Source organism: Mesorhizobium sp. P171375, assembly GCF_057786075.1.
In genome coordinates this window covers 3930605-3946363 of the sequence record NZ_JBYNWF010000001.1, presented here as the reverse complement: position 1 = coordinate 3946363, position 15759 = coordinate 3930605, and the positions used below count along the sequence as shown (strand labels likewise).

At 63.1% G+C, this 15759-nt stretch carries 16 protein-coding genes; 9 read left to right on the top strand and 7 right to left on the bottom strand.

Annotation, left to right across the window (positions count from 1 at the left end):
- The first annotated feature begins 112 nt into the window (after nt 1–112).
- A complete protein-coding gene (locus ACYHH6_RS19075; protein WP_352590276.1) occupies nt 113–292 on the top strand; it encodes a CsbD family protein in 180 nt (59 codons plus the stop codon).
- Between the two features lie 58 nt (nt 293–350).
- On the opposite strand, the gene ACYHH6_RS19070 is transcribed toward ACYHH6_RS19075, so the two are convergent.
- Entirely contained in the window at nt 351–1469 is a 1119-nt protein-coding gene (locus ACYHH6_RS19070) for a metallophosphoesterase (RefSeq protein ID WP_352590273.1), read from the bottom strand.
- 124 nt (nt 1470–1593) lie between these two features.
- Here ACYHH6_RS19070 and ACYHH6_RS19065 point away from each other — a divergent pair, with 124 nt between their 5' ends.
- Entirely contained in the window at nt 1594–2187 is a 594-nt protein-coding gene (locus tag ACYHH6_RS19065) for a hypothetical protein (RefSeq protein ID WP_488500458.1), read from the top strand.
- 18 nt (nt 2188–2205) lie between these two features.
- Here the strand turns inward: ACYHH6_RS19065 and ACYHH6_RS19060 are convergent, their stop codons facing one another.
- A complete protein-coding gene (locus tag ACYHH6_RS19060) occupies nt 2206–2892 on the bottom strand; it encodes an LmrA/YxaF family transcription factor (RefSeq protein WP_352590269.1) in 687 nt (228 codons plus the stop codon).
- An 83-nt stretch (nt 2893–2975) separates the two neighbouring features.
- Here ACYHH6_RS19060 and ACYHH6_RS19055 point away from each other — a divergent pair, with 83 nt between their 5' ends.
- From ACYHH6_RS19055 to ACYHH6_RS19035, 5 genes are all read left to right on the top strand, one after another.
- Complete coding sequence (locus tag ACYHH6_RS19055) at nt 2976–3749, top strand: NIPSNAP family protein (RefSeq protein ID WP_352590266.1); 774 nt, start codon at nt 2976–2978, stop codon at nt 3747–3749.
- A gap of 126 nt (nt 3750–3875) precedes the next feature.
- Nucleotides 3876–4637, top strand: a complete 762-nt coding sequence (locus tag ACYHH6_RS19050) for an SDR family NAD(P)-dependent oxidoreductase (RefSeq protein WP_352590263.1) — start codon at nt 3876–3878, stop codon at nt 4635–4637.
- A 274-nt stretch (nt 4638–4911) separates the two neighbouring features.
- Nucleotides 4912–6309: a class II fumarate hydratase gene (gene fumC / locus ACYHH6_RS19045; protein ID WP_352590260.1), complete on the top strand. Its 1398-nt coding sequence runs from the start codon at nt 4912–4914 to the stop codon at nt 6307–6309.
- 231 nt (nt 6310–6540) lie between these two features.
- Nucleotides 6541–6963, top strand: a complete 423-nt coding sequence (locus tag ACYHH6_RS19040) for a DoxX family protein (RefSeq protein ID WP_352590257.1) — start codon at nt 6541–6543, stop codon at nt 6961–6963.
- A gap of 133 nt (nt 6964–7096) precedes the next feature.
- Nucleotides 7097–7510 (top strand): DoxX family protein, encoded by a 414-nt coding sequence (locus ACYHH6_RS19035; RefSeq protein WP_352590254.1) that lies wholly within the window; start codon nt 7097–7099, stop codon nt 7508–7510.
- A gap of 10 nt (nt 7511–7520) precedes the next feature.
- Here ACYHH6_RS19035 and ppx read toward each other — a convergent pair whose 3' ends face one another.
- Nucleotides 7521–9053, bottom strand: a complete 1533-nt coding sequence (gene ppx / locus ACYHH6_RS19030) for an exopolyphosphatase (RefSeq protein ID WP_352590251.1) — start codon at nt 9051–9053, stop codon at nt 7521–7523.
- Nucleotides 9053–11254, bottom strand: coding sequence for an RNA degradosome polyphosphate kinase (locus ACYHH6_RS19025; RefSeq protein ID WP_352590248.1), 2202 nt, complete (start codon nt 11252–11254; stop codon nt 9053–9055). Before ACYHH6_RS19025 ends, ppx begins: the two co-directional genes overlap by 1 nt.
- Before the next feature lie 236 nt (nt 11255–11490).
- Between ACYHH6_RS19025 and ACYHH6_RS19020 the strand changes: the two genes are divergently transcribed.
- A complete protein-coding gene (locus ACYHH6_RS19020; RefSeq protein ID WP_112562390.1) occupies nt 11491–11736 on the top strand; it encodes a zinc-finger domain-containing protein in 246 nt (81 codons plus the stop codon).
- Between the two features lie 19 nt (nt 11737–11755).
- Nucleotides 11756–12979, top strand: coding sequence for an FAD-dependent monooxygenase (locus ACYHH6_RS19015; RefSeq protein ID WP_352590245.1), 1224 nt, complete (start codon nt 11756–11758; stop codon nt 12977–12979).
- Nucleotides 12980–13007: 28 nt separating this feature from the next.
- On the opposite strand, the gene ACYHH6_RS19010 is transcribed toward ACYHH6_RS19015, so the two are convergent.
- From ACYHH6_RS19010 to ACYHH6_RS19000, 3 genes are all read right to left on the bottom strand, one after another.
- Nucleotides 13008–13673, bottom strand: coding sequence for a TIGR02117 family protein (locus ACYHH6_RS19010; RefSeq protein WP_352590242.1), 666 nt, complete (start codon nt 13671–13673; stop codon nt 13008–13010).
- Nucleotides 13674–13775: 102 nt separating this feature from the next.
- A complete protein-coding gene (locus ACYHH6_RS19005; protein WP_023671483.1) occupies nt 13776–14579 on the bottom strand; it encodes an amino acid ABC transporter ATP-binding protein in 804 nt (267 codons plus the stop codon).
- Nucleotides 14580–14600: 21 nt separating this feature from the next.
- Nucleotides 14601–15758, bottom strand: a complete 1158-nt coding sequence (locus ACYHH6_RS19000) for an amino acid ABC transporter permease (RefSeq protein ID WP_352590239.1) — start codon at nt 15756–15758, stop codon at nt 14601–14603.
- Nucleotide 15759 lies beyond the last annotated feature (1 nt).

Here is a 15759-nt window from a genome sequence, read left to right as displayed (position 1 = left end):
AGCGTTTCGGCGACCATATAAGCGACCAATGCGACGATGATCGGCTGCACAGGGAACCTAAGCCACGCGCGCCCGTTTGCCCCTTGCAAATGAAATCCCAGGAGATGCAAAGATGGTGAACAAGGATCAGGTTGCCGGCGTGGTCAAACAGGTCAAAGGTTCCGTCAAGCAGGCTGCCGGCAAGGCGACTGGCAACAGGCAGACCGAGGCCGAAGGCACGGCCGACAAGATCGCCGGCAAGGTGCAGAAGGCCTATGGCGACGTGAAGGAAAAGGTCAAGAAGGCGTTCTGATCCGATCTTTGCAGGCAATGAAGAAGGCGGCTCAAGGCCGCCTTTTTCGTGCGCGCTGTCAGAAGGTCAGTTTCTTGCTGAAGGCGTTGGTGAACTTGACCTCGCCATGGTCGCCGGTGGCCCCGCCCAGCACCACATCCATGGCCTCGCCGGTTACTTTCGCCAGCGCAAAGCCACCCATATAGGCGGCCTTCGGCTTGAACAGGTCGAGACCGTCGCTGTTGTAGATCATCGGCACTTCGTGCTGGTGGCCATGGAAGATGGCGATGACGTTGTAGCCTTTCAGCGCTGCAAGCAACGCCTGCCGGTCGGCCTCGCTCCACCAATGCGGCGCGCCTGAGCCGTCATCGTCATAGGTGCGCTTGGCCGGGTCCCAGCGCTCGACCGAAAAAGTATCCCAGCCATAGTGCTGGAACAGGATGACGGGACGGCCGTCCGCGGCGTAGGTTGCCAGATCCTGCTTCAGCCATGGCAGGCTGCTCACCGCGCCGTGGCCGGTGTCGCCGGCAAATCGATGCGTCTGGACCAGATGCAGGCCGCCCCAGTCCCAGGAATAGCAGTCGGTGTCGACATCGTATTCGGTGGCCGGCACTGGCGGTTTGAAGAACACGCCCGGGCGGTGGTTGACCTCGACATAGTCGCGCAATTCACGCCGGTACCAGTCGACATGCGGCGGCGAGCCGTTCTGGTCGAGATCGTGGTTGCCCAGCCCGACATAGACCGGCATGTGCACACGGTCCGGGCCGATGCCCTGGCTGTAGCGCTGGCTGAACTGCAAGAGCTGCGTGCCTTCGCTGGGTTCGGTGATCTGGCCGCCGCCATCGTCGGTGATGTCGCCGCCGACGACGAGGCCGAGTGGCGCGCCGATGCGGCTGCCGGCCGAACGCAGGCCGGTCGCAACACCATCGATCTCGGCCGGCCATTGCCGGTCGGCCAAGCCATTGAGGGCCGCGACATTGCGCAACAGCGCGGCATCGGTCTTGCCTTCCTGCAGGCAATTGGGGCTCAGGCCGCTCGCCATGCGACAGGCATGGACATCGGCGATGAACAAGAAGGTGGCGTCGATCGGCTGGATACGCTTTCCGGTCTGGCCGAGAGCGGCGCGCGGCAGCATGCCAGCCATGGCAAGGCCGGCTGCCTGTGCGAGGAATTTGCGCCGGGTCGAGATGCGATTCATGGTCTGAGTTTCAGCACAGCCGGCGCCCTGCCGTCCAGTTGTCACGCGTGGCAGGTCGACACAGCACTGTGGCTCTGGCATTTTTTCTGTCCCGGTGCCCAGTGCGCGGGCAGAGGAGGATTTCATGAAAGTTGCTTCGATAGGCATGGTGCTGGCTGGGTTGCTGCCGCCAGGAGTGGTGTATGCCGCCGATTGCGTGGACGCAAAATCGGCCAAAGCCGGCTTCGTTCTGGAAATGCCTGGCATCCGTAGCGAGTTTCGGCCGGTGGCTGGCGGCATGGTCTCCGTCGCCAACACCTATAAATCGCAGTCGCCACAGACACAGTTCCTGTTCGGCGGCCTGGTCGAGGTGTTTCGCGACAGCGACACCGGTCGGGTGGCCATGATCCCGTTTTCCGATCTGCGAAAACTGTTTCCGCTGAAGACGGGGGCCAAGAGCACGATAGCATTCGTCGAGCTGTCGCCCAACAAGCAGCCGAAGAGCACCAAGACGCTGAGCCTGGTCGTCAAGGGCAAGGAGACGTTCAGCGTCGGCGGCTGCAAATACAACGTGCTGGCCGTCAAGGAGACCTTCAAGAACGGAGCCGGCGAGACGCTGGACACATTCACTGCGCTTTATGCGCCCGATCTGCAGGCGGCTCTCGCTAGGCGCTACGATGAAGGCACCAGCGCGGAATCGGTGAACGGCTACACGACGATCAAGCCGCTTGCCAACTAGAACGGCGCTGTTCTGGGCTCAAGGTTTTCCCGGCCGCAGCAGGATCCTGCGACGCCGCTTCGCTCTGCTCGGGAATGGCGGCGTTGGGCTGCCCTCAAGTTCGGCCAGGCAATCGCGCAATACGGAAGCATCCTGCGCCGTCTTGGCCATCGACATTGCGCCGGAATAGGCGGCGATGGCGAGGGCCGCAAAGCGTTCGGGATCGGTGCCTTGCTCCCTCCCCGCCTGCTGATCGGCCCTGATCTTGTCGGCGATCGCCTGACGCCATTCGGCGAAGATTCGTGCAAGGGCGGCACGGAAATCCGAATCGGCGAGCGACAATTCATGCGCCAGATTGTTGAGCGGACAGCCGCGAACGAAGCCCTGCTGCTCCAATTCAGCCGCCACCGCCTCGAAGACTGCGCGCACGCCTTCGCGCGCCGCATCAGCCGCCCTTACCGGACCGATCCAGGTCTCCTCCAGGGCGGCAGCCACCCGCTCCTCGATCACCGCCAAGGCGAGCGCCTTCTTGGTGGGGAAATGGTGATGCAGGGCGCCGCCGGTGACACCGGCGGTAGCCATCAGCTCGCCAAGGGCGGAGGCATGATAGCCGCGCGCCTGGAACGACGCTTCGGCGACATCGAGCACCTTGTTGCGCAGGCCTTCGGGATCGTTGATGCGTTTTCGCGGCGTCCCTTTTTGGACCTGAGCAATCTCTGCTGACATTTGCGAACGATAACAGATTGACAAAACAGGACAACCGGTCTGTTTTGTAAACCGGATGATCATCCTGTTTTGGAGACGACACAATGACCGTGCCCCTGAATGTACCTGCAACGGCCAGTCTTCTCGCCTCACCGGTCGTCGAGTTGCGGCAATACACGCTAAAACCCGGCCGGCGCGAGACTCTGATCGACATCTTCGACAGCCAGTTCATCGAAGGCCAGGAAGACGCCGGGATGACCATCATCGGCCAGTTTCGCGACCTCGACCGGCCTGACATGTTCGTCTGGCTGCGCGGTTTTGGCGACATGGAAGTGCGGAAGGACGCGCTGACCGCCTTCTATGACGGGCCGGTATGGGCGGCGCACCGTGACGCCGCCAATGCGACGATGATCGATTCCGACGATGTGCTGCTCTTGAAGCCGGCTTGGCCAGGCGCCGGGTTCGACCGGTCGGGCGCACAGCGGGACGCTTTGCCGGAGCATGGAAAGTCGAGCGCAGACAATCGCTTGACCGGTATTGTTGTCATCCGGATTCATCATCTGCGGCCTGGCGCCAAGGCCGATTTCGCCGGCAATTTCGAAACGGATACCGTTCCGATCCTTGCCGCCGCCGGCGGGCGGTTGCTCGGCGCCTTCATCACAGAACATGCCGAAAACAGCTTTCCCCGCTTGCCGGTGCGCCTGGGCGAAAACGTCTTCATCGCCGTCACGGCTTTCGACAGCGTCGAAGCGCATGGTCGCCATGACGCAGCGCTTGCCGCCTCGCCATGGTGGCAGTCGTTTCAGCAAGCGGCCGATACGACTAGGCCGACTGAAACTTTGCGCCTGTCGCCGACGTCGCAATCGCTGCTGCGGTAACTGGATCGGGACGGGACCTACCGAAGTTCATACTGAGCGATAGGCCGGCGGCTTGACCGCAATCGCCGATCGGCATTGCTTTCCTGACCTGGAACAGCGAGAGCATCCGATGCGACTTGGCCTTCAATGAGACTTTCTGGCAAACGGGCACTGGTCACCGGCGGTTCGGATGGCATCGGCCTAGCCATATCGGAAGCCTTTTTGCGTGAAGGCGCCGAAGTACTGATCGTTGGCCGCGACACCAAAAAGCTCGAAGCGGCACGCCAGAAACTGACGGCCGCAGGCAGCGTGGAGACCCAGTCGGCCGATCTTTCAACCTCTTCCGGCATCGATGCCGTGGTCGAGCGCGCGAAAGCAACCGGCCCGCTCGACATCCTCGTCAACAATGCCGGCGTCGCCTTTCTGGTGCCGTTCGAGACCGTCACCGAAGACCAGTTCCAGCAATCCTTCGCGCTCAATGTGACGGCGGCGTTCTTCCTTACCCAGCGGCTACTGCCGCAGTTCGGCGCGGGCGCCTCGGTGATCAACATCTCGTCCTACTTCGCCAGCAAGATGATCCCAAAGCGGCCGTCGAGCCTGTATTCCCTATCCAAGGGCGCGCTGAACTCACTGACCAAGTCGCTGGCCTTCGAGCTTGGCCCGCGCGGCATCAGGGTCAATGCGATCGCACCCGGCACGGTCGACACCGCCATGCGGCGCAAGTCGATCGAAAACCTGCCGGCGGCAGCGCAAGCCGACCTCAAGGCCTATGTCGAGCGAAGCTATCCACTCGGCCGCATCGGCCAGACCAGGGATCTTGCCGGCATCGCCGTCTATCTCGCGAGCGACGAGGCCGCATGGACCAGCGGTAGCATTTTTGCGATCGATGGCGGGTATACGGCGGGGTGAGTGGAGCTGCTTATCTCCCCCCTCGAGGGGGAGATGGCCGGCGGGCCAGAGGGGGTCGCCGCGCACGGAGCGCTAGCCTCCTCTGTCGATGATAGAAGGTCGCATCAGGGGACGTACCGCCCCCCCTCTGTCGCCTTTGGCGACATCTCCCCCTCGAGGGGGGAGATTAGCTGCGCCCTTCAACCGATTCGCATCCTCGCCCTTCGCAATCTCCGCTTGAAGCGATTTGTGCAACGCGATACGCCGTTGCCGAATTCGATCGTCGGAGAGACAAGTGACCGCTGCCAAGACCAGAACCGAAACCGACACGTTCGGCCCCATCGAGGTCGCCGCCGACCGCTATTGGGGCGCGCAGGCGCAGCGTTCGCTCGGCAATTTCAAGATCGGCTGGGAAAAGCAGCCGGCCTCGATCGTGCGTGCGCTGGGCATCGTCAAGCGGGCGGCGGCGGAAGCCAATATGGAGCTGAAGCGGCTCGATCCGGCCATCGGCAAGGCGATCATCGACGCGGCGCAAGAGGTCATCGACGGCAAGCTCAACGACCATTTCCCACTGGTGGTGTGGCAGACCGGCTCGGGCACGCAGTCCAACATGAACGCCAACGAGGTGATCTCCAATCGGGCGATCGAACTTCTGGGCGGCGTCATGGGCTCGAAGAAGCCGGTGCATCCCAACGACCACGTCAATATGAGCCAGTCGTCGAACGACACCTATCCGACGGCCATGCATATCGCCTGCGCCGAGCGTATCGTGCATGACCTGTTGCCGGCGCTGACGCATCTGCACGCCGCGCTCGAGGCCAAGACCAAGGCCTTCGCCCACATCATCAAGATCGGCCGCACCCACACGCAGGACGCCACGCCCCTCACGCTTGGCCAGGAATTTTCGGGCTATGCCGCGCAGGTCGCCTCCTCGATTAAGCGCATCGAGATGACGCTGCCCGGCCTGCAGGAACTGGCGCAGGGCGGCACCGCCGTCGGCACCGGCCTCAACGCGCCGGTCGGCTTTGCCGAGAAAGTGGCGGACCGCATCGCCGCCATCACCGGCATCGCCTTCGTCACCGCGCCGAACAAGTTCGAGGCACTCGCCGCCCACGATTCCATGGTGTTCTCGCATGGCGCCATCAACGCGGCCGCCGCGGCGCTGTTCAAGATCGCCAACGACATCCGCTTCCTCGGTTCTGGGCCGCGCTCGGGCCTTGGCGAACTGTCGCTGCCGGAAAACGAACCGGGCTCCTCGATCATGCCGGGCAAGGTCAACCCGACGCAGTGCGAGGCGATGACGCAAGTCTGCGTGCAGGTGTTCGGCAACAACGCCTCGCTGACCTTCGCCGGCAGCCAGGGACATTTCGAGCTCAACGTCTACAACCCGCTGATGGCCTACAACTTCCTGCAGTCGGTGCAGCTGCTGGCGGATGCCTCCATCTCCTTCACCGACAATTGCGTCGTCGGCATCGAGGCGCGCGAGGACAACATCAAGGCGGCGCTCGACCGTTCGCTGATGCTGGTGACGGCACTTGCGCCCACAATCGGCTACGACAATGCCGCCAAGATCGCCAAGACCGCGCACAAGAAAGGCACGACCTTGCGCGAGGAAGCGCTGGCCACCGGGCTGGTCAGCGCCGCCGACTATGACCGGCTGGTGCGGCCCGAGGACATGACGCATCCGGGATAAGCAGTTCCAGTCGCGTGGCAATTCCCTGGGGAATTGCGTCGACTAGCCGTCAGGAATTTGGCGGCGGGAAAATTTACTGCCGTCAAAGGCTGATCCGACACGAATTTTGCGTCCTTCGTCCGATCACTGAAATGTACACTCTGTGAACAATGCGTCGCCGAACTAGCGGCTTTGGTGAACAGTCGGCTTGGTCTATCTGACAGGGCATCAACCCTTTTTCGGAGAGCCACCATGTCCATCAACACTTCCACCGCCGGCGCCGGCACCGCGTCCAACAGCTCCACCACCATCCTGCTCGGCCGCATCCTGCTCGCCGCCATCTTCCTGCTTTCCGGTTTCGGCAAGCTCACGGCCATTTCCGGCACCGCCGGCTACTTCGGCGCTATGGGTCTGCCGGTGCCGACCGTAACGGCCATTGTCGTCGGCCTGATCGAACTGCTCGGCGGCATTGCCATCCTCGTTGGTTTCCAGACCCGTATCGCCGCCTGGGTGCTCGCTATCTTCACCATCGCAACGGCTCTTGTGGCCCATACCGGCTGGGCCGACCAGAACCAGATGATCCATTTCCTGAAGAACGTCGCCATCACCGGCGGTTTCCTTGTGCTGGCTTCCTCCGGCCCCGGTGCCTACTCGATCGACGCCAGGCGCGGCTGAATTTCCTCCCAAGCCTGAAAAAAGCGGCGCGGAATTTTTCCGCGCCGCTTTTTCGTTGTCCGTCTAAGAGCGTCCGCGTCCCATCCCTGCTAGGATCGGGCTCCGAGCCGGCGGACAGACAACGGAGACGACCATGCCCCGCGACGCACTGCTTCTGCTTTCCCGGCTGCTGCTCGCCGCCCTGTTCGTTCCCTCCGGCTATCACGCACTCGCCGACATTGCCGGCACGTCAGGCTATTTCGCGGGCCTCGGCATGCCGCTGCCGACGCTTGCGGCCTGGGGAACGGGCCTGTTCGAGCTGATAGCCGGGCTGTTGATCCTGGTCGGCTTCCAGACACCGCTGGTCGCGCTGCTGCTTGCCGCCTTCTGCATCGTCGCGGGCGCAATTGGCCACTACGGCCAGGGCGGCGACGATCCAATGCTGGCCTTCATGCACCAGCAGATGCTGATGAAGGACATTGCCATCGCCGGCGGCTTCCTGGCGCTGGCCATGGCTGGTGCAGGCGCCTGGTCGATCGATGGGCGGATCGCTGCTGGCCGCGGCTGAGCGCGTCGGACTACTTCACCGAAACGCTCTGTCCGCCTTCGACCGCCAGCACCAGCCGGCGGTTGGTGATCCGCGCTAACTGCGCCAGACGGCCGGCCGGGCGCTCGCCGTAGAGGTCCGAGAGCGAAGCCGGCAGCACCAGCGCCAGCGTGCCATTGCCGCGGTTTTCCCATTTCAGTCTTGGCATGACGCCGGGCATCGCCGCCGTCAGCAGATAGACGACGCGCAGCACCGCCGCCAGGATGCGGGCGCGCTCGAGATAGCGCGGCGTCGCCAGCCCACGAATTTCCGGCGCGGCATCGTTGAACACACCCTCATGGCGGAACAGGCTGACCAGCGCCAGGAAGGCACGGCCGGGATGGTCGACGCCGATGAAGGAGGCGTGGGCGATGATGTTGAGCGACTGCTTGCCGCGATATTCCGGGTGTGCGCGCCAGCCTATATCGGCCAGCAGACAGGCGGCGTGGCGGTAGCGCGCCTCATCCTCGGTCTCGTCGATGCCGAAGGCGGCAAAGGTCTTGCCCGTCCATTCGACAAGCTCATGCGCATGGGTGACGGAACGCGAGCGCAGCCGGGCCAGTTCCTCCGAGGCGGAGACCAGCGGATCGGTCTTCTGCTCGGCCTGGTCGAGCAGCGAATAAAGGAACCCTTCGCGCACGCCAAGCGCCGAGACGATGATCTTCGACGGCTGCATCGCCGCCATGATCTCCCGCAGCACGACCGCGCCATAGGGCAGCAGCGAGCGGCGATTCTTGGAGACGCCTTCGATACCGCGGACCTTCTCGATCTCGGGCCGCGCCACCTGCTTGAGGAAACTCAAAGCACTTTCGGTCGATATCTCATAATGGTGCATGACGCCGAGCGGATAGTTGCTCATTTCCATGTGCAACCGGGCGAGGTTTCGCCAGGTGCCGCCGACGGTATAGAAGGGCCTGCCCTGCCCGCCCTTCAGAAGCTTGGCCCGCGCCAGTTGCTCGCGCGTGATCTTGGCCGCCTGGGCGAGCGAATTCTTCGCCATGTCCTGCAGCCGTAGGCCGCCCAGCGGCAGCGTGATGCCGTCGCCGATCGCCTCGCCATTGATGTCGATGAGCTCCAGGCTGCCGCCGCCAAGGTCGCCGGCAATGCCGTTGGCCGGGTGGAAGCCGGAGATGACGCCGAGCGCCGAATAATGCGCCTCCTGCCGGCCGGTCAGCACGCGGATCTCGGTCTTGAGTACATCCTCGGCGCGATGGATGAAATCGGGGCCGTTGATCGCCTCGCGAGCAGCGGCGGTCGCCAGCACATACATGTGCTCGGCACCGGCCTGGTTGGACAGCGCGCGGAAGCGGCGAAACTCTTCCATCGAGCGGGTCACGCCCTCGGGATCGAGCTTGCCTGTCGACACAATGCCGCGGCCGAGGCCGGCCAGCATCTTTTCGTTGAACAGCAGGGTCGGCGAGCGCGCCAGCCCTTCATAGATGACAAGGCGGATCGAGTTCGAGCCGATGTCGATGATAGACAGCGGTCGGCGATCCTGCAGCCGGCCCTGGGAAGTTGAAATCATCAGCCGGACGCTGCAGCGTTTTTCTTGCGGCGCTTGAACTGCGCGATGCGCTTGGGCGCATGCGACTTCAGCGCATCGCCCCGTCCGGACAGGCTAGGATTGGTCATGAAATATTCCTGCGCGTTGAACGGTTCCTCACCCTCCTCCAGCGCCACGCGCCGGGAGGTTCCGTCAGCCAATACGTCGAAACTTTGCTGGTTGTCCATGATGTTGCCCAGCATGATCTGGCCAAGTATCTGTTCATGCACAGTTGGATTGGTGATCGGCACCATGGTCTCGACGCGGCGGTCGAGATTGCGCGGCATCAAGTCAGCCGAGGAGATGTAGACGATCGCCTCGTCCGAGGGCAGGCCATGGCCGTTGCCGAAGCAGTAGATGCGGCTGTGTTCGAGGAAGCGGCCGACTATCGACTTGACCCTGATGTTTTCTGACAGGCCCGGCACCTGCGGCCTCAGGCAGCAAATGCCGCGCACGACGAGGTCGATCTCGACGCCGGCGCGGCTGGCGTCATAAAGCGCGTCGATGATGTTCGGATCGACCAGCGCGTTCATCTTCATCCAGATGCGCGCCGGCCGGCCAGCCAGCGCATGGCCGATCTCGTCGGTGATGTGCTTCAGGATGCGGCTGCGCAGCGTAAATGGCGAGATGGCGATCCGCATCTCATCGGTCGGCTCGGCATAGCCGGTGATGAAGTTGAAGAGCTGCGCGACATCGCGCGCGATCGTCGGATCGGTGGTGAAGAAGGACAGGTCGGTGTAGATGCGCGCGGTCACCGGATGGTAATTGCCGGTGCCCAGATGCACATAGTTGCGCAGCTTGCCGTCCTCGCGCCGCACCACCAGCGACATTTTCGCATGGGTCTTCAACTCGAGGAAGCCGAACACGACCTGGACGCCGGCGCGTTCGAGGTCGCGCGCCCAGCGGATGTTGGCTTCCTCGTCGAAGCGCGCCTTGAGCTCGACCAGAGCGGTCACCGACTTGCCGGCCTCGGCCGCATCGACCAGCGCACGCACGATCGGGCTGTCGTTGGAGGTGCGATAGAGTGTCTGCTTGATTGCCACCACTTCCGGGTCGGCCATCGCCTGGCGCAGGAACTGCACCACCACGTCGAAGGATTCATAGGGGTGGTGGACGACGATGTCCTTCTCGCGGATGGCCGCGAAACAATCGCCGCCATGTTCGCGGATTCGCTCGGGAAAGCGCGGATTGTAGGGCCTGAATTTGAGGTCGTCGCGCGGTACGGAGACGATCTCCGAAATCTGGCTGAGCGCCAGCGGGCCGGTCAGAACGCTGATGCGGCTCGAAGAGACGCCAAGCTCGCCGGCAACGAACTCGCGCAATTCGCCGGGCATCAACTTGTCGAATTCGATGCGGATGACCGAACCGCGGCGGCGGCGCTTCAGCGCCGTCTCGAACAGGCGCACAAGATCCTCCGACTCCTCCTCGACCTCGATATCGCTGTCGCGGATGATGCGGAAGGTGCCGGAGCCCTTGACCTCATAGCCGGGGAACAGCTTGCCGATATAGAGGCCGACCGCCTCCTCGAGCGGAATGAAGCGAACATGCTGCTTGCGGTCCGGCAGACGGATGAAGCGCTTCAGCGCCACCGGCAGGCGCAGAAGCGCACTCATCTCCTCGCCGTTCTTGCGATGGCGCAATTGCAGCGCCATGGAGAAGCCGAGGTTGGGAATGAACGGAAACGGATGCGCCGGGTCGATCGACAGCGGGGTCAGCACCGGGAAGACCTGATCCTGGAAATGATCTTCCAGCCAGACCTTCTCATCCTTGGTCAATGCATCGCGGGTGATGCTCTCAATACCTTCCTTGTTGAGCAGCAGCATCAGCGCCGACAGGCTGTTCTGCTGGTCCTCCTGCAGCCGCTCGACCTCGCGCAAAAGCTGTTCGAGTTGCTGCTCGGGCGTGCGCCCGTCGGGGCTCTTGAGCGCGATGCCTTCGCGAACCTGGCCGGCAAGACCGGCGACGCGGACCATGAAGAATTCATCGAGATTGGCGGCCGAGATCGACAGGAAACGGACCCGTTCGAGCAGCGGGTGGTGTTCGTTCTGCGATTCCTCGAGAACGCGCCGGTTGAACTGCAGCCAGGAGAATTCACGGTTGACGAAACGGTCGGGATTGCCGCCCTCGGGGCTTGCCGCCTCGATATTGATGAATTCGTTCAGCACCGGCTTCAGTTCATTCATGGTTTCCTGCCCGCAACCGTTCCTTTTGAAGCGCCGCAAATGCCGAGATGGCCATGGACGCTCTACCATGTCTTTGTGACGCATGATCCGTCGCGGAATCGCTGGGCTTCCCGGTCATGCGCTTAACCGGCTCAACTTATCCTCTGCCAGCCTTTTGCGACAGTTTCATTTCATCGATCTTGCAAAGAGAGCTGTTATGATCCAGATGCAGACGAGACTGCGTTAAGGAGACGACGATGGCAGGCGGTTCCATTCCCCATTTCCAGAACGATGCCGGCCATCCGGCGATCGACATCGGTGTCAGGGAATTCATGTGCACCGGCGCCAACCCGCCCTTCGATCATCCGCATGTCTTCCTCGACATGGGCGACGACAATGAAAAGGTCTGCCCCTATTGCTCGACGCTCTACCGCTATTCGGCGAAGCTGAAGGCGACGGAAACGGTGCCGGCCGGCTGCATTTACATCGACCAGGCCGCCTGATCCTGTCGCGGCAAGCCCGATGGAAGACATCAGGTCCCGGCAGGTCATAATCGCCGGGGCTGGCGTCGCCGGGTTGACGGCTGCCCTTGCCTTTGCCGAACGCGGATATGCGGTAAGGCTGTTCGAACAGGCGTCGCGCCTCGAAGCCGCCGGCGCCGGCATCCAGCTTTCGCCCAACGCAACACGCATTCTTCGAAAGCTCGGCGTGCTTAAGCGCCTGGTGCCGGCGGCCTTGCGGCCGGAAGCGGTGGTGCTGAAGGACGCGGCGACGCTGCGCGAACTGGCGCGGGTGCCGCTCGGGCAAGCCGCCGAAGCGCGCTGGCAGGCGCCCTATCTCGTCGCCCACCGCGCCGATCTGCAGACGGCACTGCTGGCGCAGGTGGCTGAGCGGCCGGGAATTGAGCTCGTCACCGGCGCCCGGGTGACCGGCGTCGCCATCAACCCGCAAGATGTTGCCGTGACCGCCGAAGCGGATGGCCGCGCGATCGAGGCAAGCGGCCGCCTCCTGGTCGGCGCCGACGGCGTCTGGTCGTCGGTCCGGGCGCAACTCGCAGGCTTCGGCAAAAGCCGTTTTTCGGGTGAACTCGCCTGGCGGGCAACGGTCGCGGTTGAGAGCGCCGCCGGAGAAGCCTTTACCGCGATCGGCGCCGCCGACTGTGTCACCACGTTCCTGCATCCCGGCTTCCACATGGTCGCATATCCCGTCAGCAACGGCCGCGCCTTCAATCTCGCCGCCTTCACCAAGGGCGAGCGCATAGCCGAAGGCTGGTCGGGCCATGCCGACCCAGCTGTTCTCGACGGCGCCACCCGCGACACAGCGCCGGGCCTGGCGCAGCTTGTGGCGCTGGCCGGCCCCTGGACGGCCTTTCCGATCCATACGGTCGTCCAGCAGCGGTGGACAAGCCCGCAAGGCATCGCCCTGATTGGCGACGCCGCGCATGCGATGACGCCGTTTGCGGCGCAAGGCGCGGCCATGGCGATCGAAGATGCGTTTACGCTCGCCGCCGTCGTCTCCGACTTCCCTGCCGATCCGGCGGGAAGTCTTCATATCTGGGAAAACCTGCGGCGGCCGCGGGTCGCCAAAGCCGCACGTCGCGGCGCCGTCAACCGGTTGGCTTGGCATGCCGCCGGCCCGGTGGCTGTCGCCCGCAACCTGTTCCTGGCCATGCGCTCGCCCGACAAGCTCGCCGCCGATCTCGACTGGCTCTACGGCTGGGAGCCGCAGAAAATCATCCGGCGCTAGACGTCGCCGGGATGCCTACCGTTTTCCGCTAGTTGTACAGCCGCATCGACAGGCCGAGCGAGGCCGGCAGCGGGTTCCACCAGCCGGTGCGCAGACCGGCGGTGCGCAGGCCCGCCGCCGTCCAGGTGTTGCAACCGACCAGCGCATTGAAATGGCCGTTCGCCTCGAAGAAGCGGTCGAAGCGGGAATAGGCCGCATTCTCGATGACGAGCGGACCGTTCGGCCCTTGCTGGAAGCTCGCGTCGATATAATCGAGCAATGCTGCAAAACGCTGCTCATCGATGTCGAAGCCGGTGACGCCAGGATGCGGCTCGGCGACGGCGCCGGCGATGTCGACATGCATGACCGAGGCGTCCAGCGTCAGCGCCTTGAGCACAGGCACTGGTTTCAGCTCAGACCAGGTCGGCGTCTCCAGGTAGAAGGCGCGGCCACCCCAACCAAAGACGATGTAGCGCACCTCGGGAGCATCCACGGGGATGCCGGCATCGACCAAGAAACGAAAACGCTGGCGCACGGCATCATCGACCGGAATGGCGATGTCGGTGTGGATCGGATTCTTCAGCACAAGAATATGGCGCGTGCCCTCACCCGCCGCTGATGCCGGCCAGAGCGGGCGCGGAACCAGCGTGCCGAGCGTGGCGGCAAGCGCGACCGCGACAATCAGCATGGCCAGAAAACGCAGGGCTTTTCTCATGCGGCGGCGGCTTTGCAGTCTCCCAACGTCATCGTCCGGCCCCAGACAGCAAAAAAGCCCGGCCGCATTGCGGCCGGGCTCTTCTGGTTTGGATGAAAATGCTCAGTGCAGGATCTGCGACAGGAAGAGCTTCGTGCGCTCGTGGCGCGGATGGTCGAAGAACTCGGCCGGCGTGTTCTGTTCGACGATCTGGCCCTGATCCATGAAGATCACCCGGTTGGCGACCTTGCGGGCAAAGCCCATTTCGTGGGTGACGCACAGCATGGTCATGCCTTCTTCGGCCAGGCCCACCATCGTCTCCAGCACTTCCTTGATCATTTCAGGGTCGAGCGCCGAGGTCGGCTCATCGAACAGCATAATGCGCGGGTTCATGCACAGCGAGCGGGCGATCGCCACGCGCTGCTGCTGGCCGCCGGACAATTGGCCCGGATATTTGTTGGCCTGTTCCGGGATTTTCACGCGCTTCAAGAAGTGCATGGCGATTTCCTCGGCCTGCTTCTTCGGCGTCTTGCGCACCCAGATCGGCGCCAGCGTGCAGTTCTCCAGGATGGTCAGATGCGGGAACAGGTTGAAGTGCTGGAACACCATGCCGACCTCACGGCGCACCTCGTCGATCTTCTTCAGATCGTTGGTGAGTTCCTTGCCGTCGACGATGATCTTGCCCTTCTGGTGCTCTTCCAGCCGGTTGATGCAGCGGATCATGGTCGACTTGCCGGAACCCGAAGGACCGCAGATGACGATGCGCTCGCCGCGCATCACCTTCAGATTGATGTCCTTCAGCACGTGGAACTCGCCATACCATTTGTGCATGCCGATGATGTCGATGGCGACATCGGTGGTCGAGATGTGCATCTTCTTGGCATCGACCTTGATCTCTTCGGCGCTGACGGCGTTCTCTATGACCATGGCAGGTTCCCCTTTTTGTTCTTAGCGTTTGTGGCCGGTGTCGAGCCGGCGTTCCGTGTACATCGAATAGCGCGACATGCCGAAGCAGAACAGCCAGAAGACGAAGGCTGCGAAGATGAGGCCAGATCTCGCGGTCTGCGGCGTCGCCCAATTGGCGTCCGCGAAGTTCTGCTTGACGACGCCAAGCAGGTCGAACATCGAGATGATGATCACCAGGCTGGTGTCCTTGAACATGCCTATGAAGGTGTTGACGATGCCGGGAATGACCAGCTTCAGCGCTTGCGGCAGTACGATCAGCGTCATCTTCTGCCAGTAGCCGAGGCCAAGTGAATCCGCGCCCTCGTACTGACCCTTGGGGATCGCCTGCAGACCACCGCGTATCACTTCGGCCATGTAGGCAGCGGCGAACAACGACACACCGATCAACGCCCTGAGGTATTTGTCGAAGGAAACGCCCGCAGGCAGGAACAGCGGCAGCATGACGCTGGCGAAGAATAGAACCGTGATCAGTGGGATGCCGCGAACGAACTCGATGAAGATCACGCACAGCGTCTTGACGATCGGCATCTTGGAGCGTCGGCCGAGCGCCAGCACGATCCCCATCGGCAGCGACACGGCAATACCGACAAAGGACAGGCTGAGCGTCACCAGCAACCCACCCCACAGCTGCGTCTCGACGTGGGGCAGGCCAAACATACCGCCAACCAGCAGCACGAAGGCGACGATCGGCAGCACCAGGAACAGAAGAATGGCGTTCAATCCCTTGCGCGGCACGCGTGGGATCAGCAGCGGCACCAGCAGCGCCACGAACAGGATGGCGACCAGGATCGGCCGCCAGCGTTCTTCGATCGGATAACGGCCAAGCATCAACTGACCGAACTTGGCGTTGACGAAGGCCCAGCAGGCGCCGGACCAGCCGTCCGGCTGGATGCCGCCTTGCGCTGCCGTGGCGCATACCGTGCGATCCGGCCCCACCCATTGGGCGTTGATGAAGGCCCAGTTGATGATGGGCGGCACGATCATCACCACCAGCGCAATAGCCAGTACAGTCAGTATGACGTCGCCCACCGAACCGACCAGGTTCTTGCGAACCCATGCCAAAGGCCCCCGCACGCCTGCCGGCGCCTGTTGCGCCAGTGCCATTTCGGTGCGTACCCAGGAGGTATCATGTTCCTGCATG

What these genes read in the sequence shown, in the direction of transcription:
- ACYHH6_RS19035 (WP_352590254.1), top strand. Translation starts at nt 7,097, where the DNA reads ATGCCCCGCGACGCACTGCTTCTGCTTTCCCGGCTGCTGCTCGCCGCC.
- ppx (WP_352590251.1), bottom strand. Translation starts at nt 9,053, where the DNA reads ATGATTTCAACTTCCCAGGGCCGGCTGCAGGATCGCCGACCGCTGTCT.
- ACYHH6_RS19000 (WP_352590239.1), bottom strand. Translation starts at nt 15,758, where the DNA reads ATGCAGGAACATGATACCTCCTGGGTACGCACCGAAATGGCACTGGCG.
- ACYHH6_RS19015 (WP_352590245.1), top strand. Translation starts at nt 11,756, where the DNA reads ATGGAAGACATCAGGTCCCGGCAGGTCATAATCGCCGGGGCTGGCGTC.
- ACYHH6_RS19055 (WP_352590266.1), top strand. Translation starts at nt 2,976, where the DNA reads ATGACCGTGCCCCTGAATGTACCTGCAACGGCCAGTCTTCTCGCCTCA.
- ACYHH6_RS19060 (WP_352590269.1), bottom strand. Translation starts at nt 2,892, where the DNA reads ATGTCAGCAGAGATTGCTCAGGTCCAAAAAGGGACGCCGCGAAAACGC.
- ACYHH6_RS19010 (WP_352590242.1), bottom strand. Translation starts at nt 13,673, where the DNA reads ATGAGAAAAGCCCTGCGTTTTCTGGCCATGCTGATTGTCGCGGTCGCG.
- ACYHH6_RS19025 (WP_352590248.1), bottom strand. Translation starts at nt 11,254, where the DNA reads ATGAATGAACTGAAGCCGGTGCTGAACGAATTCATCAATATCGAGGCG.
- ACYHH6_RS19070 (WP_352590273.1), bottom strand. Translation starts at nt 1,469, where the DNA reads ATGAATCGCATCTCGACCCGGCGCAAATTCCTCGCACAGGCAGCCGGC.
- ACYHH6_RS19020 (WP_112562390.1), top strand. Translation starts at nt 11,491, where the DNA reads ATGGCAGGCGGTTCCATTCCCCATTTCCAGAACGATGCCGGCCATCCG.
- ACYHH6_RS19005 (WP_023671483.1), bottom strand. Translation starts at nt 14,579, where the DNA reads ATGGTCATAGAGAACGCCGTCAGCGCCGAAGAGATCAAGGTCGATGCC.
- ACYHH6_RS19040 (WP_352590257.1), top strand. Translation starts at nt 6,541, where the DNA reads ATGTCCATCAACACTTCCACCGCCGGCGCCGGCACCGCGTCCAACAGC.
- ACYHH6_RS19050 (WP_352590263.1), top strand. Translation starts at nt 3,876, where the DNA reads ATGAGACTTTCTGGCAAACGGGCACTGGTCACCGGCGGTTCGGATGGC.
- ACYHH6_RS19065 (WP_488500458.1), top strand. Translation starts at nt 1,594, where the DNA reads ATGAAAGTTGCTTCGATAGGCATGGTGCTGGCTGGGTTGCTGCCGCCA.
- ACYHH6_RS19075 (WP_352590276.1), top strand. Translation starts at nt 113, where the DNA reads ATGGTGAACAAGGATCAGGTTGCCGGCGTGGTCAAACAGGTCAAAGGT.